Source organism: Amycolatopsis vancoresmycina (assembly GCF_000716785.1).
Lineage (GTDB): Bacteria > Actinomycetota > Actinomycetes > Mycobacteriales > Pseudonocardiaceae > Amycolatopsis > Amycolatopsis vancoresmycina.
Genome location: NZ_JNYY01000005.1, coordinates 463,861 through 485,197, shown reverse-complemented (window position 1 = coordinate 485,197; position 21,337 = coordinate 463,861). Strand labels below are relative to the sequence as shown.

General features: G+C 74.5%; 2 protein-coding genes and 1 pseudogene. All 3 read left to right on the top strand.

Annotated features, from left to right (window positions below; genetic code table 11):
* Positions 1-10: 10 nt before the first annotated feature.
* A pseudogene (locus OO60_RS14210) lies at positions 11-5,431 on the top strand (acyltransferase domain-containing protein); the annotation flags it as partial.
* Positions 5,432-5,459: 28 nt separating this feature from the next.
* A complete protein-coding gene (locus tag OO60_RS14205; RefSeq protein WP_003102381.1) occupies positions 5,460-10,934 on the top strand; it encodes a type I polyketide synthase in 5,475 nt (1,824 codons plus the stop codon).
* A 52-nt stretch (positions 10,935-10,986) separates the two neighbouring features.
* Entirely contained in the window at positions 10,987-21,333 is a 10,347-nt protein-coding gene (locus tag OO60_RS14200) for a type I polyketide synthase (RefSeq protein ID WP_033261452.1), read from the top strand.
* Positions 21,334-21,337 lie beyond the last annotated feature (4 nt).

Here is a 21,337-nt window from a genome sequence, read left to right as displayed (position 1 = left end):
GGGGCAAGTGGTGAGTGCGTCGTATGAAAAGGTCGTCGAGGCGCTGCGGAAGTCCCTCGAAGAGGTCGGCACGCTGAAGAAGCGGAACCGGCGCTTGGAGGGCGCGTCCCGCGAGCCGATCGCCATCGTCGGGATGGCCTGCCGGCTGCCCGGCGGCATCGCCGGTCCCGCGGACCTGTGGCGGCTGGTGTCCGAAGGCGGCGACGCGGTTTCGGGGTTCCCCACCGACCGCGGCTGGGACCTGGACACCCTGTTCGACCCGGACCCGGACCACCCGGGCACGTCGTACGTCAGCCAGGGCGGCTTCGTGCACGACGCGGGGCTGTTCGACGCAGGGTTCTTCGGGATCTCGCCACGGGAAGCCCTCGCCATGGACCCGCAGCAGCGGCTGCTGCTGGAGACCTCGTGGGAGGCGTTCGAGAACGCCGCCGTCGACCCGACGACGCTGAAGGGCGCCGACGTCGGCGTGTTCGTCGGCGCGGCCCCGCAGGGGTACGGCTCCGGGCCGATCGGGCCGGAGATGCAGAGCTTCGCGGGCACCGGTGTGGCGTCGAGCGTCGCTTCGGGCCGGCTGTCCTACGTCTTCGGCTTCGAAGGACCCGCGGTCACGATCGACACGGCGTGCTCGTCGTCGCTGGTCACCATGCACCTCGCCGCGCAGGCGCTGCGGCAGGGCGACTGCTCGATGGCCATCGCCGGTGGCGCGATGGTCATGTCGAGCACCAACTCCTTCGTCGTGTTCTCCCGGCAGCGCGGGCTCGCGGCGGACGGCCGCTGCAAGGCGTTCGCGGACGCCGCCGACGGGATGGGCATGGCCGAGGGCGTCGGCCTGGTGGTCCTCGAACGGCTTTCGGTCGCCCGCGAGCGTGGCCATCGCGTGCTGGCGGTCCTGCGGGGCTCCGCGGTGAACCAGGACGGCGCGTCCAACGGCCTGACCGCCCCGAACGGGCCGTCGCAGCAGCGGGTGATCCACAGCGCGCTGGCGAACGCCGGGCTGGCACCGTCCGATGTGGACGTCGTCGAAGGCCACGGCACCGGGACCGCGCTGGGCGACCCGATCGAGGCACAGGCCCTGCTGGCGACCTACGGCCAGGAGCGGGAAACGCCGCTGTGGCTGGGCTCGCTGAAGTCGAACATCGGCCACGCGCAGGCGGCCGCGGGCGTCGCGAGCGTCATCAAGATGGTGCAGGCGCTGCGGCACGGCGTCCTGCCCGCCACCCTGCACGTCGACGCGCCTTCGTCGGCCGTGGACTGGTCCGAGGGCGCGGTCGAGCTGCTGACCAGCGCCCGCGACTGGCCACGGACGGACCGGCCGCGCCGGGCCGGCGTGTCCTCGTTCGGCGTCAGCGGCACGAACGCCCACCTGATCCTGGAGGAAGCCCCGCCCCAAGACCTCGTGAGTGAAAAGGAGGGTTCTAACCCGCTTTTTCACTCACGACCGGGGGTGGTGCCGCTGGTGGTTTCGGCGCGCAGTGCGGGGTCGCTGGCGGGGCAGGCCGAGCGGCTCGCCCGGTTCCTCGAGGAGTCCGGGGAGCCGCTCGCGGCGGTGGCCGGGGCGTTGGTGACCGGGCGGGCGGTTCTGGACGAGCGGGCCGTCGTGGTGGCGGAGTCGCGGGAAGAAGCCGTGACCGCCTTGCAGGCACTGGCCCGCGGGGAAGACACGGCCGCGGTGGTCACCGGCCGCGCGGGCGCGCCGCGCAAGGTGGTGTGGGTGTTCCCGGGCCAGGGCACGCAGTGGGCCGGGATGGGCCGTGAGCTGCTGGAAGCGTCGCCGGTGTTCGCCGCGCGGATCGAGGAGTGCGCGGCCGCACTGGACCCGTGGACCGACTGGTCGCTGCTCGACGTCCTGCGCGGCGAAGGCGACCTGGACCGGGTGGACGTGCTGCAGCCCGCGTGTTTCGCGGTGATGGTCGGGCTGGCCGCGGTCTGGGAAGCCGCCGGGGTCCGCCCGAGCGCCGTCGTCGGGCACTCGCAGGGCGAGATCGCCGCGGCCTGCGTGTCGGGCGCACTGTCTCTTGTGGACGCTGCCAAGGTGGTGGCCCTGCGCAGCCAGGCCATCGCGGCGCAGCTGTCCGGCCGGGGCGGGATGGCGTCGGTCGCGCTGAGCGAAGAAGAGGCGGCTGCCCGGCTTTCGCTGTGGGACGGCCGGGTCGAGGTGGCCGCGGTCAACGGGCCCGCCTCGGTCGTGATCGCCGGGGACGCCCAGGCCCTGAACGAATGCCTGGAAGTGCTGGCAGGCGACGGCGTCCGGGTCCGCCAGGTCGCGGTGGACTACGCCTCGCACACCCGGCACGTCGAGGACATCGAGGACACCCTCGCCGAGGCACTGGCCGGGATCGACGCGCAGGCGCCCCGGGTGCCGTTCCTCTCGACCGTCACCGGCGAGCGGATCACCGAAGCCGGTGAACTGGACGGCGATTACTGGTACCGGAACCTGCGCAACCAGGTCCGGTTCGGCCCGGCCATCGACGCGCTCCTCGAGCAGGGCCACGGGGTGTTCGTCGAGGTCAGCGCGCACCCGGTGCTGGTGCAGCCGATCAGCGAGGTCACCGACGCGGTCGTCACCGGCACCCTGCGCCGCGACGACGGCGGCCCGCGGCGGCTGCTCACGTCGATGGCCGGGCTGTTCGTCCGCGGCGTGGCCGTGGACTGGACCCCGGTGCTGCCCGGCGGCGCGGCGGCCGCCCGGGTCGACCTGCCCACCTACGCCTTCGACCACCAGCACTACTGGCTGCCCTCCACCGAGTCCGCGTCCGACGCGACGGCGCTGGGCCAGGCGCGGGCGGACCACCCGCTGCTGAGCGCGGCGGTGCGGCTGCCGCAGTCGGACGGCCTCGTCTTCACGTCGCTGCTTTCGCTGCGGACGCACCCGTGGCTGGCCGACCACGCGATCGGCGGCGTGGTGCTCTTCCCGGGCACCGGCCTGGTGGAACTGGCCGTCCGGGCCGGCGACGAGGTCGGCTGCCCGGTGCTCGAAGAGCTCGCGACGCAGACCCCGGTCGTCGTGCCCGAGCACGGCGGCGTGCGGATCCAGGTCGCGGTGGGCGGGTCCGGCGAGAACGGCTCCCGCACGGTCGAGATCTACTCCCAGCGCGAAGACGGCGGCGAAGAGTGGACGCGGCACGCCACCGGCGTCCTGGCCGCGACCCCCGTGAAGGCCGCGGGGTTCGACTTCACCGCGTGGCCGCCGCCGGACGCGCAACCGGTCGAGGTGGGGGACTTCTACGACGGCCTGATCGAGCGCGGGTACGCGTACGGGCCCGCGTTCCAGGGCGTCCGAAACGTGTGGCAGCGCGGTGAGGAGGTCTTCGCCGAGGTCGCCCTGCCCGAGGAACTGCGCGAAGACGCCGCCGCGTACGGCCTCCACCCCGCGCTGCTGGACGCGGCCCTGCAGACCGGCACCATCGCGGCCGCGGCGGCCGGGGAACCGGGCCGGTCGGTGATGCCGTTCGCGTGGACCGGGCTCGCGCTGCACGCCGTGGGCGCGCCGGCGCTGCGGGTCCGGCTCGTGGCGGGTCCGGAGTCGATGACCGTCGAGGCCGCCGACGAAACCGGCGGCCCGGTCCTGTCGATGGATTCCCTGGTGCTGCGGGAGGTGTCCACCGCTCAGCCGGCGGCCCGGACCGGATCGCTGTACGAGGTGGTCTGGACCGAGCTGCCGCCCGTCGCCGCCGGGCCGGCGCCGTCGTGGGCGGCGGTGGCCACCGCCGGCGACGTCACGGCCCTGGCCGACGTTCCCGCGGCCGTCGTGCTGGCGGCGGCCGGAGACGGCGACGCGCTGACGTTGACCTCGCGGGTCCTGGCGGTCGTGCAGGCGTGGCTGACGGCCGAACAGGACGAGTCCCGGCTGGTCGTCGTCACGCGGGGCGCGATGGCCGCCGGCGACGGCGTGGTGACCGACCCGGCCGCGTCGGCGGTGTGGGGCCTGGTGCGGGCCGCGCAGACCGAGAACCCGGACCGGATCGTGCTGCTGGACCTCGATCCCGCGGCCGGCGACGGCCCGGAAACCGTGCTGGGCGCGGTCCTGGCGACCGGCGAGCCGCAGATCGCGGTGCGCGGGACGACGTTCTCCGTGCCCCGCCTCGCCCGGGTCACCGTCCCGGCGGCGGACCCCCCGGCCGGGTTCGGCCCGGACTCGACCGTGCTGATCTCGGGCGCCGGGACGCTCGGCGCGCTCGCGGCCCGGCACCTGGTCGCCCGGCACGGCGTGCGCCGCCTGGTGCTCGCCAGCCGCCGGGGCCGGGAGGCCGGCGGGGTGGCGGAGCTGGTCACCGAGCTCACCGGGCTGGGCGCCGACGTCTCGGTGGCCGCCTGCGACGTCTCCGACCGCGAACAGACGGCGACCCTGCTCAAGGAGCACCGGCCGACCGCGGTCGTGCACACGGCCGGCGTGTTCGACGCCGGTGTCGTCGGGGCGCTGACCCCGGAGAAGCTGGCCAAGGTGTTCGCCCCGAAGGTCGACGCGGCGACCAACCTCGACGAGCTGACCCGGGACCTCGACCTCGACGCGTTCGTCGTGTACTCGTCCGCGTCGTCGATCTTCATGGGCGCGGGCAGCGGCGGCTACGCGGCCGCGAACAGTTTCCTCGACGGGCTGATGGCCCGGCGGCACGCGGCGGGCCTGCCGGGCCAGTCGCTGGCCTGGGGCCCGTGGCAGGAGCTCACCGGCATGGCCGACACCATCGACGACCTCACCCTGAGCCGGATGAGCCGTCGCGAGGGCCGCGGCGGTGTCGGCGGGCTCGGCGCCGAGGACGGCATGGAGCTGTTCGACGCCGCCCTCGGTTCGGGGCGCGCGCTGCTGGTGCCGGTCGAACTGGACCTGCGCGAAGCCCGGGCCGACGCGGCGACCGGGACCTCGGTGCCGCCGCTGCTGCGCGGGCTGGTCCGCCTCGGCAGGCAGCAGGCCAAGGCGGCGGCCGGCGGCGAAGACGGGCTCGTCGGACGGCTGGCCAAGCTCGCCCCGGTCCAGCAGGAAGCGCTGCTGCTGGACGTGGTGCGCACCCAGGTCGCGGTCGTGCTCGGGCATTCCGGCGCGGGTGCCGTCCGGGCGGACACGGCGTTCAAGGACTCCGGGTTCGACTCGCTGACGTCGGTGGAACTGCGCAACCGGCTGCGGGACGCGACCGGCCTCAAGCTGCCCGCGACGCTGGTGTTCGACCACCCGACCCCGCAGGCGCTCGCCCGGCACCTGCGCGACGAACTCGCCGTCGGCGAGGTGTCCGCCACCGACTCGGTGCTGGCCGGGCTCGCCGGCCTGGACGCGGTCATCGGAGCCGCCGACGCGGCGGCGCGGGACCGGATCACCGCGCGCCTCAAGGAGCTGCTGACCGCGGCGGAGACGGCGGGCCGCGACCCCGGCACGCCCGACGAGGATCTCGACACCGCCAGCGACGAGGAGCTGTTCGCGCTCGTCGACGGGCTCAACTGACAGAAAGCTTCCAGGGAGGAAGAGTCCAGTGGCTGATGAGACGCAACTCCGCGATTACCTGAAGCGGGCGATCGCGGACGCCCGCGACGCCCGCAAGCGGCTGCGCGAGGTCGAGGACGACGCCCGCGAGCCGATCGCCATCGTCTCCATGGCGTGCCGGTACCCCGGCGGGGTGTCCTCGCCCGAACAGCTGTGGCAGCTGGTGGCCGACGGGGTCGACGCCGTCGCCGACTTCCCCGCCGACCGCGGCTGGGACCTGGACAGCCTGTTCGACTCGGACCCCGACCGCGCCGGGACGTCCTACACCAGCCAGGGCGGCTTCCTCGAAGGTGCGGGCCTGTTCGACGCGGGGTTGTTCGGCATCTCGCCGCGCGAGGCCGTCACGATGGACCCGCAGCAGCGGCTGCTGCTGGAAACGTCCTGGGAGGCGCTCGAACGCGCGGGCGCCGATCCGTTTTCCCTGAAGGGTTCCTCGGTCGGTGTGTTCTCCGGCCTGTCGACCCAGGGCTACGGTGCCGGCGGCGGCGTGGTCCCGCCGGAGGCGGAGGGCTTCGCGGGCACGGGTGCGGCGACCTGCATCGCGTCCGGCCGCGTGTCGTACACCTTCGGGTTCGAGGGCCCGGCCGTCACGATCGACACCGGGTGCTCGTCGTCGCTGGTCGCCATGCACCTTGCCGTGCAAGCACTTCGGCAGGGTGATTGCTCGATGGCGCTGGCCGGCGGCGCGATGGTGATGGCGACGCCCGGCTCGTTCCGGTCGTTCTCGCGCCAGCGCGCGCTGGCCGCGGACGGCCGCTGCAAGGCGTACGCCGAGGGCGCGGACGGCACCGGCCTGGCCGAAGGCGTCGGCGTGGTCGTGCTGGAGCGGCTGTCGGTGGCGCGGGAACGCGGGCACCGGGTGCTGGCCGTGATCCGCGGCAGCGCGGTGAACCAGGACGGCGCGTCGAACGGCTTGACCGCCCCGAGCGGCCCGGCGCAGCAGCGGGTGATCCGCAGCGCGCTGGCGAACGCCGGGCTGGCACCGTCCGATGTGGACGTCGTCGAGGGTCACGGCACCGGCACGGCGCTGGGCGACCCGATCGAGGCGAACGCGCTGCTGGCCACGTACGGCAAGGACCGCGACCCGGCGAAGCCGCTGTGGCTGGGGTCGCTGAAGTCGAACATCGGCCACACGCAGGCCGCGGCGGGCGTCGGCGGCGTCATCAAGATGGTGCAGGCGCTGCGGCACGGCGTGCTGCCCCCGACCCTGCACGCGGACGAGCCCACCAAGGAAGTGGACTGGTCCGCGGGCGCGGTCGAGCTGCTGACCGAGGCCAGGGAGTGGCAGGCCGACGGCCGCCCGCGCCGGGCCGCGATCTCCTCGTTCGGGATCAGCGGGACCAACGCCCACCTGATCCTGGAAGAAGTCCCGGAGGCGGATCTGCCGCGGCTTGTCGTGAGTGAAAAGGAGGGTTCTAACTCGCCTTTCCACTCACGACCGGCTTTGGTGCCGCTGGTGGTTTCCGCGCGCACCTCGGGTTCTCTGGCTGGGCAGGCGGAGCGGCTGGCCGGGTTCCTGGAGCAGGCCGAGGTGCCGCTCGAGGACGTGGCCGGGGCGCTGGCCGCGGGCCGGGCGGTGCTGGACAAGCGGGGTGTCGTCGTGGCGGGCGATCGCGAGGAGGCGATTGCGGGCCTGCGGGAAATCGCGGCGGGCCACGGGGTCGTGGGCGACGGCGCCCGTGACGGCGGAGTCGTCTTCGTGTTCCCCGGGCAGGGCACCCAGTGGGTCGGCATGGGCCGGGAGCTCCTCGCGGAGTCGCCGGTGTTCGCGGCCCGGATGGCCGAGTGCGACGCGGAGATCGCGGCGCTGACCGGCTGGTCCGTGCTCGACGTCCTGCGCGCCGACGAGGGCCTGGAACGCATCGAGGTCCTGCAGCCGGTGCTGTTCGCGGTGATGGTGTCGCTGGCCGCGGTGTGGGAAGCGGCCGGGGTCCGGCCGGACGCCGTCGTGGGCCACTCGCAGGGCGAGGTCGCGGCCGCGCACATCGCGGGCGTGCTCAGCCTGGCCGACGCCGTGCGCGTGGTCGTGCTGCGCAGCGACCTGTTCGCGCGGCGGCTGGTCGGCCACGGCGCGATCGCGTCCGTGGCGCTGTCCGCCGACGACGTCCGGGACCGGCTCGCCGGGCACCCCGGGCTGGGCATCGCCGGGCGCAACGGGCCGGGCGCGTGCACCGTGGCCGGCGACGACGAGTCGCTGCAGCGGTTCCTGGCCGAGTGCGCCGCCGCCGACGTGCGGGCCCGGATCGTGCCCAGCACCGTCGGCTCGCACACCGCGCAGGTCGAGCCGCTGCGCGACGAGCTGCTGGACCTGCTGAAGGACGTGCGGCCCGAGCCGGGCACCGTGCCGTTCTACTCGACCGTCAAGCCCGGCGTGCTCGACGGCGAACGCCTGGACGCCACCTACTGGTACGAAAACTGCCGCCAGATGGTCGACCTGCACGGCGCGGTCGACGCGCTGCTGGACGACGGGCACCGGTTCTTCGTCGAGGTCAGCCCGCACCCGGTGATGGTGCAGCCGATCACCGGCATCGTCGACGACGCCGGTGTGGACGCCGTGGTGGGCGGCTCGGTCCGGCGCAACGACGGAGGCCTGCGGCGGCTGCTGACGTCGACGGCCGAGCTGTTCGTCCGCGGGGTCGCGGTGGACTGGCGCGGCCTGCTGCCCGCCGTCCCGCCCGGCCGCGTCGCCCTGCCGACCTACGCCTTCGACCAGGAGCACTACTGGCTGCAGGCCGCCGACGCGGACTCCGACGCCGTGTCACTGGGCCAGGCGGCGGCCGAGCACCCGATGCTGGGCGCGGTCGTGTCGCTGCCGCGGTCCGAGGAGATCGTGTTCACCTCGCGGCTGTCGGTGCGGACGCACCCGTGGCTGGCCGGCCACGCGATCGGCGGTGCCGTGGTCCTGCCCGGCAGCGGCCTGGTCGAGCTGGCCGTGCGCGCCGGTGACGAAGCCGGGTGCTCGGTCCTCGAGGACCTGACGATCGAGACGCCACTGGGCGTGCCCGAGAGCGGTGGCGTCCGGGTCCAGGTCGTGTTGGGCGCGCCGGACGAGCGCGGTGCCCGAAGCGTGGAGGTCTACGCCCTCGGCGACGAGGACGCCGACGTGTGGACCCGGCACGCCACCGGCACCCTGTCCGCGACGCCGGTCGCGGCCGCGGACTTCGACTTCACCGCGTGGCCGCCGCCGGGGGCGCAGCCGGTCGAGGTGGACCCCGGCCTGCTCTACGACGACCTGGCCGAGCGCGGGTACGCCTACGGCCCCGCGTTCCAGGGCCTGCGGGCGGTCTGGCGGCGAGAAGACGAGGTCTTCGCCGAGCTCGCGCTGCCCGAGGACCTGCGCGAGGACGCGGCCGCGTTCGGCGTCCACCCGGCGCTGCTCGACGCGGCCCTGCACGCGGCCGTGCTGACCGACGGCGGTGACCTGGACGAGCAGGCCCTGCGGCAGGCGACCGGGTGGCGTGGGCTGGTGCTGCACGCTGCGGGCGCTTCGGCGCTGCGCGTGCGGCTGGCGCCCGCCGGGCCGGACAGCGTCTCGCTGGAAGCGGCGGACGGCACCGGGGCCCCGGTGCTGTCCGCCGACGAGCTGGAGCTGCGGCCGGTGGATCGCCTCCCGGCGGCCCCGGCCCGTGCGGGCTCGCTGTTCGAAGTGGCCTGGACCCCGCTGTCCGCGCCCGCCGGACTGCCCGCCCCGCTGTGGGTTGAGGTGGCCGACGCGGAGCAGGTGACGGCGTTCGCCGAAGACGTGCCGCCGGGTGCGGTGGCGGTCCTCGAGGCGGTCGGTTCCGACGGCGCCGTGCTGGAACTGACGAGCCGGGTGCTGGCCGTCGTGCAGGCGTGGCTGGCCGCTCCGGACGCGGACTCGCGGCTGATCGTGGTGACCCGCGGTGCGGTCGCCGCGGGCGGCGGCCCGGTCACCGATCCGGTGGCGTCGGCGGCCTGGGGCCTGGTGCGGGCCGCCCAGTCCGAGAACCCGGACCGGATCGTGCTGCTGGACCTCGATTCCGCGGTGGCCGAAGGACTGGAGGCGGTACTGGGTGGCGTGCTGATGACCGGGGAGCCGCAGATCGCGGTGCGCGAGGGAACCCTGTCCGTGCCGCGGCTGGCGCGCGCCGGCGAGCAGCCGGAGCCGTCCGCGGTGTTCGGTCCGGAAGGGACAGTCCTCGTCTCCGGCGCCGGGGCGCTGGGCGGGCTGGTGGCCCGGCACCTCGTCGAGCGGCACGGTGTGCGCCACCTGGTGCTGGCCAGCCGGCGGGGTCTGGACGCCGAAGGCGCGAAGGACCTCGTCGCCGACCTCACCACCCTGGGCGCCGACGTCTCGATGGCGGCCTGCGACGTGTCCGACCGGGACCAGGTGGCGGCGCTGCTCGCCGCGGTGCCTGCCGAGCACCCGCTGACCGGCGTGGTGCACACGGCGGGCGTCCTCGACGACGGCGTGATCGGGACCCTGACCGAGGACAAGCTGGCCCGGGTGTTCGCCCCCAAGGTCGACGCGGTCCGGCACCTCGACGAGCTGACCCGGGGCATGGACCTCGGCGCGTTCGTCGTCTACTCGTCCGCCTCGGGCGTGCTCGGCGCCGCCGGGCAGGGCAACTACGCGGCGGCGAACGCGTTCCTGGACGGCCTGATGGCCCACCGGCGGGCGGCCGGCCTGCCCGGCCTCTCGCTGGCCTGGGGCCTGTGGGAGCTGGCCACCGAGATGATCGCCCACCTCGGCGGGGTCGACAAGGCGCGGATGAGCCGCGGCGGTGTCCTGCCGATCACCGCGACCGAAGGCATGGACCTGTTCGACGCAGCACTGGCGTCGGGACAGCCGCAGCTCGTGCCGGTCAAGCTGGACCTGCGTGAGGTCCGGGCCGGCGCGAAGCACGGTGGCGCGATCCCGCCGCTGCTGCGCGGACTGGTCCGGGCGGGCCGGCAGCAGGCGAAGGCGGCGTCGGCCGGTGACGGCGAGCTGGTCCAGCGGCTGGCCGGGCTGGCCGCCGCCGAGCAGGAGGCCCTGCTCGTGGACCTGGTCCGCGAACGGGCGGCGGCCGTGCTCGGGCACGGCGGGTCCGAGGGCGTGCCGGCCGAGATGGCGTTCAAGGACGCCGGGTTCGACTCGCTGACGTCGGTGGAGCTGCGCAACCGGCTGCGCGAAGGCACCGGCCTGAAGCTGCCCGCCACCCTGGTCTTCGACTACCCGACCCCGCTGGTCCTCGCCCGGCACCTGCGCGCCGAGCTCGGCGTCAGCGAGGACGCGCTTTCCCTGGTGCAGGCGAAGATCGAGGACGTCGAGTCGCTGCTCAGCGGCCTGAGCCTGGACGACTCCACGAAGGCGGGCATCACGCTCCGCCTGCAGGGCCTGGTCGCGATGTGCAACGGCGTGCTCGACCAGGACGGCACCGCCACGGCGGCCGACCACCTGGAAGCCGCCTCCGCCGACGAGGTCCTCGAATTCATCCACGACGAGCTCGGGCTCGTCTGACGCACCGGTTCGAGACGTCTGTCCCGGCAACCCCTCCGTGAGGAATCGAAGAATGGCTACGGACGAGAAACTCCTCAAATACCTCAAGCGCGTCACGGCCGAACTGCACGACCTGCGCAAGCAGGGCTCGCGGCACGCTGACGAGCCGCTCGCCATCGTGGGGATGGCGTGCCGGCTGCCGGGTGGGGTGGCCTCGCCCGAGGAATTCTGGCAACTGGTGGTCAACGGCGTCGACGCCCTGTCGGACTTCCCCGACGACCGGGGCTGGAACCTGGAGGGCTTCTTCGACCCGGACCCCGACCACCCGGGCACGTCCTACGCCAGCCAGGGCGGCTTCCTCGACGGGGCCGGGCAGTTCGACGCCGGCTTCTTCGGCATCTCGCCGCGCGAGGCGCTGATGATGGATCCGCAGCAGCGGATGCTGCTGGAAGCGTCGTGGGAGGCGTTCGAAGACGCGGGCGTCGACCCGGCCACGTTGAAGGGCACCGACGTCGGCGTCTTCTCCGGCCTGTTCACCCAGGGCTACGGGACCGGCGCCGGGACGATCCCGCCGGAACTGGAGGGCTACGCGGGCACGGGCAGCGCGTCGAGCGTGGCGTCCGGGCGCGTCTCCTACACCTTCGGCTTCGAAGGGCCCGCGGTCACGATCGACACGGCGTGCTCGTCGTCGCTGGTCGCGATCCACCTCGCCGCGCAGGCGCTGCGGCTCGGCGAGTGCTCGATGGCGCTGGCCGGCGGGGCGACGGTGATGCCGACGCCGGGCACGTTCGTGGCGTACTCGCGGCAGCGGGTGATGGCGGTGGACGGGCGCAGCAAGGCGTTCTCCTCGACGGCGGACGGCACCGGCTGGGCCGAGGGCGTCGGCGTGGTGCTGCTGGAACGGTTGTCGGTGGCGCGGGAACGCGGGCACCGGGTACTGGCCGTGTTGCGGGGTTCCGCGGTGAACCAGGACGGTGCTTCGAACGGCCTGACCGCGCCGAACGGGCCGTCGCAGCAGCGGGTGATCCGCAAGGCGCTGTCCGGGGCCGGGCTGTCACCGTCCGATGTGGACATCGTGGAGGCGCACGGCACGGGCACCGCGCTGGGCGACCCGATCGAGGCGCAGGCGCTGCTGGCCACCTACGGCAAGAACCGGGACCCCGAAAAGCCGTTGTGGCTGGGCTCGGTGAAGTCGAACGTCGGGCACACGCAGGCCGCGGCCGGGGTGGTCGGGCTGATCAAGATGGTGAAGGCGTTGGAACACGGCGTCATGCCGCCCACCCTGCACGTCGAAGAGCCGACGCCGCAGGTGGACTGGTCGGCCGGCGCGGTCGAGCTGCTGACCGCGGCGCGGGAGTGGCCGTCGGACGGCCGTCCGCGCCGGGCCGGGGTGTCGGCGTTCGGAATCAGCGGCACGAACGCCCACGTCATCATCGAGGAAGCCCCGCCCCAAGAGGTCGTGAGTGGTAAGGAGGGTTCTAACGCGCCTTACCACTCACGACCAAGCCGCGGCAGCCTCGACGACGGTGTGGTGCCGCTGGTTGTGTCGGCGAAGAATCCGAGTTCCGTGGCGGCGCAGGCCGGGCGGCTGGCGGTTCTGCTTTCGGGCGACGACGTGTCGTTGGCGCGGGTGGGCCGGGCGCTGGTTTCGAAGCGTGCCACCTTCGGCGAGCGCGCGGTCGTGGTGGCCGGTTCGGACGAGCAGGCCGTCGCCGGGCTGACCGCGTTGTCCGAGGGGGCGAGCGCGCCCGGTGTGGTGACCGGCAGCGCGGGTGCGCCGGGCAAGGTCGTGTGGGTCTTCCCCGGCCAGGGCTCGCACCGGTCCGGAATGGGCCGCCGGCTGTACGAGCGGTACCCGGTGTTCGCGGCCGCGCTCGACGAAGCCTGCGCGCAGCTGGACGAGCACCTGGCGGGCTGGGTCGACCACCCGGTCCGGGAAGTGGTGCTGGGCACCGCCGCCGGCAGCGCCGAGCTGCTCGACCTGACGGTGTTCACGCAGGCGGGGCTGTTCGCGATCGAGACGGCCCTGTTCCGGCTGGTCGAGTCGTGGGGCGTGCGGCCGGACCTGGTGGCCGGGCACTCGATCGGCGAGGTCGCCGCCGCGCACGCCGCGGGCGTGCTGTCGCTGCGGGACGCGGCGCGCCTGGTCGCGGCCCGGGGCCGGCTGATGCAGGCGCTGCCGCCGGGCGGGGTGATGGTCGCCGTCGCGGCGAGCGAGGACGAGGTCGCCGAGCTGCTCGGCGACGGCGTCGAACTCGCGGCGATCAACGGCCCGGCCGCCGTGGTGCTCTCGGGCGAGCACGACGCCGTCCTCGTCGCGGCCGACCGGATGCGCGAGCGCGGGCACAAGACCAAGCAGCTCACGGTGTCCCACGCCTTCCACTCGTCGCTGATGGAACCGATGCTGGCCACCTTCACCGCCGAGCTCGCCGGAATCGACTGGCAGGAGCCGGAAATCCCGGTGGTCTCCAACGTGACCGGCCGGCTGGCCGGACCCGGTGAGCTGACCGGCCCGCAGTACTGGGCCGAGCACGTGCGGCGGCCGGTCCGGTTCGCCGACGGCATCGCGGCCGCGGCCGGGCACGGCGGCACGCTGTTCGTCGAACTCGGCCCCGGCGCGGCCCTGAGCTCCCTGGTCGAGGAATCCGCCGGCGCCCCGTGCGTCGCGGCGCTGCGTGACGACCGCCCGGAAGACCAGACGCTGCTGGCGTCGGTCGCCGGGCTGTTCGTGCGCGGGGTGGCCGTCGACTGGGACGCCGTGCTGCCGGCGGCGGCCGGCTGGGTGGACCTGCCGACCTACGCCTTCGACCGGCGGAACTACTGGCTTTCCGGCACCGGCACGGCGACCGACGCGACATCGCTCGGGCAGGCCACGGCCGGGCACCCGATGCTCGGCGCGGTGGTGCGGCTGCCGCGCTTCGACGGCCTGGTGTTCACCTCGCGGCTGTCGCTGCGGACGCACCCCTGGCTCGCCGACCACGCCATCGGCGGGGCCGTGCTCGTCGCCGGGACCGGCCTGGTCGAGCTGGCCGTGCGGGCCGGTGACGAGGCCGGCTGCCCGGTGCTCGAGGAACTGGTGATCGAGGCCCCGCTGGTGGTCCTGGAGCAGGGCGGCGTGCGGGTGCAGGTCGCGGTGGGCGCGCCGGGGGAGACCGGCGTCCGCACCGTGGACGTCTACTCCCTGCGCGAGGACCAGGAGGGCGACGAAACCTGGACGCGGCACGCCACCGGCACCCTGACGCCGACCGCACCGGCCCCGCGCCCGGGGTACGACTTCACCGCGTGGCCGCCGCCCGGCGCGCAGCGGATCGAGGTCGGGGACTTCTACGCCGACCTGGCCGACCGCGGGTACGCGTACGGGCCGGTGTTCCAGGGCCTGCACACGGTCTGGCAGCGCGGCGACGAGGTCTTCGCCGAAGTCGCGCTGCCCGAGGACCGGCACGAGGAAGCTAGCCGGTTCGGCATCCACCCCGGCCTGCTGGACTCGGGGCTGCACGCGGGCATGCTCAAGGTCGCGGCCACCCCGGAGGACGAGCTCGGCCCGCCCGCGCTGCCCTTCGCGTGGAACGGCCTGGTGCTGCACGCTGCCGGTGCTTCGGCGCTGCGGGTGCGGCTGGCGTTCGGCGGCCCGAACACCGTGTCGCTGGAGGCCGCGGACGCGACCGGCGGTCTCGTCGTGACGGCGGACTCGCTGGTGTCCCGCCCGGTCGCCGTCGAGCAGCTGGACGCCACGCCTTCGGTGACGCGTGACGCGTTGTTCCGGGTGGTGTGGACCGAACTTTCCCCGGCCGCCGCCGAAGCCCCGGCCGTCGAGGTCTTCGAAGTACCCAGCGGTGCCGACGCCCTCGACGTGACGTCCCGGGTGCTGGAAGTCGTGCAGGAGTGGCTCGCGTCGACGCCTGGCGGCGACCCGCGGCTCGTGGTCGTTACCCGCGGTGCGGTGCCCGCCGGTGGCGGCGAGGTGCTCGACCCGGCCGCGGCCGCCGTGTGGGGCCTGGTCCGCTCCGCGCAGGCCGAGAACCCGGACCGGTTCGTGCTGCTGGACCTCGAGTCCGACACCGATGTGACGACGGTGCTCGGCGCGGTGCTGGCCACCGGCGAGCCGCAGGTCGCCGTCCGGGGCACCACGTTCACCGCACCCCGCCTCGCCCGGGCCGAAGCCACCGCGGCCGCCGCGCGGTTCGACCGGGATTCGACGGTCCTGGTGTCCGGCGTGGGCTCCCTCGGGGCCCTGGTGGCCCGGCACCTGGTCGCCCGGCACGACGTCCGGCGGCTGGTGCTCGCCAGCCGCCGCGGCCCGGACGCCGAGGGCGTGGCCGACCTGGTCGCCGAGCTCACCGGCGCGGGCGCGGCGGTCTCCGTCGTCGCGTGCGACCTGGCCGACCGCGACCAGGTCGCGGCCCTGCTCGAAACCCACCGCCCCACCGGGGTCGTGCACACCGCGGGTGTCCTGGACGACGGCGTGATCGAGGCGCTGACCCCGGAGCGGCTGGCGAAGGTGTTCGCGCCCAAGGTCGCCGCGGTCCGGCACCTGGACGAGCTGACCCGCGACGGCCAGGTCGGCACCTTCGCGATCTTCTCGTCGGCCTCGGGGGTCTTCGGCTCCGCGGGCCAGGGCAACTACGCCGCCGCCAACGCCTACCTCGACGCCGTGGTGGCGAACCGGCAGGCCGCCGGGCTCACGGGGACGTCGCTCGCCTGGGGCATGTGGCAGCAGGACGACGGGATGACCGCGCACCTCGGCCAGTCCGACCAGGCCCGCGCGAGCCGCAGCGGCGTCCTGGCCATCACGGCGACCGAGGGCATGGACCTGTTCGACGCCGCCGTGGGCTCCGGGCAGGCCCTGCTGGTGCCGCTCAAGCTCGACCTCAAGAGCACCCGGGCCGCCCGCGCGGACGTGCCGCCGCTGCTGCGCGGCCTGGTCCGCGCGGGACGGCAGCAGGCGCGCGCGGCCGCCACGAGCACCGGCGGCCTGACGCAGGACCTCGCCGGACGCACCCCGGCCGAGCAGGAGGCGCTGCTGCTCGACCTGGTCCGCGGGCAGGTCGCGCTCGTGCTCGGGCACACCGGACCCGAGAGCGTCCTGGAGCACACCGTCTTCTCGGACGCCGGGTTCGACTCGCTGACGGCGGTGGAACTGCGCAACCGGCTGCGGGAGACGACCGGGCTGAAACTCCCGGCGACGCTGGTGTTCGACTACCCGACCCCGGTGGCGCTCGCCCGCCACCTGCGTGACGAACTCGGCGACACCCTCACCGGCAGCGAACCGAACCGCGCGGCGCCGGTGGTGGCCGCGGCGGCGAACGAGCCGATCGCGATCGTCGGCATGGCGTGCCGGCTGCCCGGCGGGGTCGCCGACCCCGAAGACCTGTGGCGGCTGCTGGTCGACGGCCGCGAAGGACTGTCTCCGTTCCCCGAAGACCGGGGCTGGGACCTGGACAACCTGTTCGACGCGGATCCGGACAGCTCCGGCACGACGTACACCAGCCAGGGCGGCTTCCTCGAAGGCGCCGGGCTGTTCGACGCGGCCTTCTTCGGGATCTCGCCCCGCGAGGCCGTCGCCATGGACCCGCAGCAGCGGCTGCTGCTGGAGACGTCCTGGGAGGCGCTGGAGAGCGTGGGCATCGACCCGCACGCCTTGAAGGGCACCGACGTCGGCGTGTTCGCCGGGGTGTCCAACCAGGGCTACGGGATGGGCGCGGACGCGTCCGAAATGGAGGGTTACGCGAGCACGGCGGGCGCGTCGAGCGTCGTGTCGGGCCGGGTTTCGTACGTGTTCGGCTTCGAAGGCCCGGCGGTCACCATCGACACGGCGTGCTCCTCGTCCCTGGTGGCGATGCACCTGGCCGGGCAGTCGCTGCGGCAGGGCGAGTGCTCGATGGCGCTGGCCGGCGGCGTGACGGTGATGGGCACGCCCGGCACCTTCGTCGAGTTCTCGCGGCAGCGCGGGCTCGCCGGGGACGGGCGGTGCAAGGCGTACGCGGACGGCGCCGACGGCACCGGCTGGGCCGAGGGCGTCGGCATCGTGGTCCTGGAGCGGCTGTCGGTGGCGCGCGAGCGCGGCCACCGCGTCCTCGCTGTGCTGCGGGGTTCCGCGGTGAACCAGGACGGCGCTTCGAACGGCTTGACCGCGCCGAACGGGCCCTCGCAGCAGCGGGTGATCCGGCGGGCTCTTTCGGGGGCCGGGCTCTCACCGTCCGATGTGGACGTTGTCGAGGGCCACGGGACCGGGACGGCGCTCGGTGATCCGATCGAGGCGCAGGCCCTGATCGCCACCTACGGCAAGGATCGCGAGACGCCGCTGTGGCTGGGGTCGCTGAAGTCGAACTTCGGGCACACGCAGTCGGCCGCGGGTGTGGCGAGCGTGATCAAGATGGTGCAGGCGCTGCGGCACGGCCTGATGCCGCGCACCCTGCACGTGGACCGGCCGACCACGCAGGTGGACTGGTCCGCCGGTGCGGTCGAACTGCTCACCGAAGCGCGCGAGTGGCCGTCGAACGGCCGTCCGCGCCGGGCCGGCGTGTCCTCCTTCGGCATCAGCGGGACGAACGCCCACCTGATCATCGAGGAAGCCCCCGACCCGGGTCTGCCGCGGCTGGTCGTGAGTGGAAAGGCGAGTTCTAACTCGCCTTTCCACTCACGACCGGTGGTGCCGCTGGTGGTGACTGCACGCGGTGGCGGGTCGCTGGCGGGGCAGGCGGGCCGGCTGGTGGAGTTCGTCGGCGAGCCGCTCGACGCCGTTGCCGGGGCGCTCGCGAACGGGCGGGCCGTGTTCGGCGAGCGCGCGGTCGTCGTGGCGGAGTCCGCCGAGGAAGCGCGGGACAGCTTGTCGGCGCTCGCTCGTGGCGAAGACGCGCCCGGTCTAGTGACCGGCCGCGTCCCGGCTTCCGGGCGGCCGGGCAAGGTCGTGTGGGTGTTCCCGGGGCAGGGGACGCAGTGGGCCGGGATGGGCCGGGAGCTGCTGGATTCGTCGCCGGTGTTCGCCGAGCGGATCGCCGAGTGCGCGGCCGCGCTGGAGCCGTGGATCGACTGGTCCCTGCTCGACGTCCTGCGCGGCGAGGGTGACCTGGACCGCGTCGACGTCCTCCAGCCCGCGAGCTTCGCGATGATGGTGGGCCTGGCGGCGGTGTGGTCCGCGGCCGGCGTGGTGCCGGACGCGGTGCTCGGGCATTCCCAGGGTGAGATCGCCGCGGCCTGCGTGTCCGGCGCACTGTCCCTTGTGGACGCCGCCAAGGTGGTCGCCCTGCGCAGCCAGGCGATCGCCGCGAAGCTGTCCGGGCGCGGCGGCATGGCGTCGGTCGCCCTGAGCGAGGACGAAGCCGTCATGCGGCTGGTGCCCTGGGCGGGCTGGGTCGAGGTGGCCGCCGTCAACGGACCCTCGTCGGTGGTGATCGCCGGGGACGCCGAAGCCCTCGACGAAGCACTGGAATGCCTGGCGCGCCAGGGCGTCCGCGTCCGGCGGGTGGCCGTGGACTACGCCTCGCACACCTGGCACGTCGAAGACATCCGCGACACCCTGGCCGAGACGCTGGCCGGAATCGAAGCGCAGGCGCCGCTGGTGCCGTTCCGCTCGACCGTGACCGGCGAGTGGATCACCGAAGCCGGGGTCCTGGACGGCGGCTACTGGTACCGGAACCTGCGGCAGCAGGTCGGCTTCGGCCCGGCCGTGACCGAGCTGCTCGGCTCCGGCCACGGCGTGTTCGTCGAGGTCAGCGCCCACCCGGTGCTGGTCCAGCCGCTCAGCGAAATCAGCGACGACGCGGTGGTGGCCGGGTCGGTGCGGCGGGCCGACGGCGGGCCGCGGCGGCTGCTCACCTCGATGGCCGAGCTGTTCGTCCGCGGGGTCGCGGTCGACTGGAGCGGGTTCGTGCCCGCCCCGGCCGAGCCGGTGGACCTGCCGGCCTACGCCTTCGACCACCAGCACTACTGGCTCAGCCCGGCCGAGCCCGCCGCCGACGCCGTCTCGCTCGGCCTCGCCGGGGCCGACCACCCGCTGCTCGGCGCGGTCGTGCCGCTCCCGCAGTCCGACGGGCTCGTCTGCACCTCGCGGCTGTCCCTGCGGACGCACCCCTGGCTGGCCGACCACCTGGTCCGGGACGTCGTGATCGTGCCCGGCACCGGCCTGGTCGAGCTGGCCGTGCGGGCCGGTGACGAAGCCGGTTGCCCGGTGCTCGACGAGCTGGTCATCGAGGCGCCGCTCGTGGTGCCCCGCCGGGGCGGGGTGCGCGTGCAGGTCGCGCTGAGCGGGCCGGGCGAAGACGGTTCGCGCACGGTCGACGTCTACTCCCTGCGCGAGGACGCGGACACCTGGACGCGGCACGCGACCGGCGTGCTGGTCCCGGCGGGCCGGCGGACCGCCGCGTTCGACTTCACGGCCTGGCCGCCGCCCGGCGCGCAGCCGGTGGACATCGGCGGGGCCTACGACGTGCTCGCCGACGTCGGCTACGGGTACGGCCCGGTGTTCCGGGCCGTGCGGGCGGTGTGGCGGCGCGGAGACGAGACCTTCGCCGAGATCGCCCTGCCCGAAGACCACCGCGAGGAAGCCGCCCGGTTCGGCATCCACCCCGCGTTGCTGGACGCCGCCCTGCACTCGACGATGGTGGCCGCCGCCTCCGGCGATGCCGGGTCCTACGGCGACGAGGTGCGGCTGCCGTTCGCGTGGAACGGGCTGCGGCTGCACGCGGCCGGTGCTTCGGCGCTGCGGGTGCGGGTCGCCAAGGCCGAAGGGGACGACCTGTCCCTCGAAGCCGTCGACGAGACCGGCGGCCTGGTCGTCACCCTGGACGCGCTGATCGGCCGTCCGGTGACCGACGACCAGCTGGCCACGGCGGAGGGCAACGGCTCCCTGTTCCGCGTCGGCTGGACCCCGCTGTCCCGAGTGGACAGTGCGCGGCCGGTGCCGTCGTGGGTGCCGGTGGCCACCGCCGAAGACGTGGCGACCCTGGCCGACGACGTGCTGTCCGGCGTGATCGCCGCCCCCGAGGTGGCCGTCATGGAAGCCGGCGGCGACGGGCCGCTGGACCTCACCGTCCGGGTGCTCGACGTCGTGCAGTGCTGGCTCGCCGGCGGCGGCCTGGAGGGCGCGAAGCTGGCGATCGTGACCCGGGGCGCGGTGCCCGCCGGCGACGGCGTGGTCACCGACCCGGCCGCGTCCGCGGTGTGGGGCCTGGTCCGGGCCGCCCAGGCGGAGAACCCGGACCGGATCGTCCTCGTCGACACCGACGCCGACGTGACCCCGGCCCTGAGCGCGGTGCTGGACAGCGGGGAACCGCAGGTCGCCGTGCGCGGCACGACCCTGTCGATCCCGCGGCTGGCCCGCGTCGCCGCGCCGGGTGCGCCCGCGGCGTTCCCGGCCGACGGGACGGTGCTGGTCACCGGCGGTACCGGGTCGCTCGGCGGCCTGGCCGCCCGGCACCTCGTCGAGCGGCACGGCGTGCGGCAGCTGCTGCTGGTGAGCCGCCGCGGCCTCGACGCCGAAGGCGCGAAGGACCTGGTCACCGACCTCACCGGGCTGGGCGCGGACGTTTCGGTCGTCGCTTGCGACGTCGCCGACCGCGCCCAGGTGGCGGCGCTGCTCGACGAGCACCGGCCGACGGCCGTGGTGCACACGGCCGGCGTGCCGTCCGCCGGGGTGATCGGCACGGTGACCCCGGAGCAGCTGGCCGAGGTGTTCGCGGCCAAGGTCACCGCCGCCCGGCACCTGGACGAGCTCACCCGCGGCACGGACCTGCGGGCGTTCGTCGTCTACTCCTCGGTTTCGGCGGTGTTCATGGGCGCCGGCAGTGGCGGCTACGCGGCGGCGAACGCCTACCTGGACGGCCTGATGGCCGCCCGGCGCGCGGCGGGCCTGCCGGGCCAGTCGCTGGCGTGGGGCCTGTGGGACCAGACCTCCGGCGGCATGGCGGCCGGTTCCGACGAGGCCGCCCGCGCCCGGATGAACCGCCGGGGCGGGCTGGTGGCCATGCAGCCGGAAGAGGGCATGGAACTCTTCGACGCCGCCCTCGCCGCCGGAGCGGCGCAGCTCGTGCCCGCCCGGCTCGACCTTCGCGGGCTGCGGACCGCCGGTACGCCGGTGCCGCACCTGCTGCGCGGCCTGGTTCCGGCCGTCCGCCAGCAGGCCCGTGCTGCGTCCACTGTGGACAAGGGGCTGGCCGACCGGCTGGCCGGGCTGACCCCGGACCAGCGGGTCGCGGTCCTGCTCGACGCGGTGCGGACCCAGGTGGCCGGGGTGCTGGGCTTCAGCTCGGCCCACCAGATCGACGAGGACCAGGGGCTGTTCGAGATCGGCTTCGACTCCCTCACGGCCATCGAGCTCCGCAACCGCCTGCGCGCCATGACCGAACGGAAGATCGCGCCCAGCGTCGTCTTCGACCACCCGACGCCGAAGCTGCTCGCCGCGCACCTGCACGAACTCGTCTGAAAGA

Coding starts and splice junctions, on each gene's coding strand:
- OO60_RS14200 (WP_033261452.1), top strand. CDS start 10,987: ATGGCTACGGACGAGAAACTCCTCAAATACCTCAAGCGCGTCACGGCC.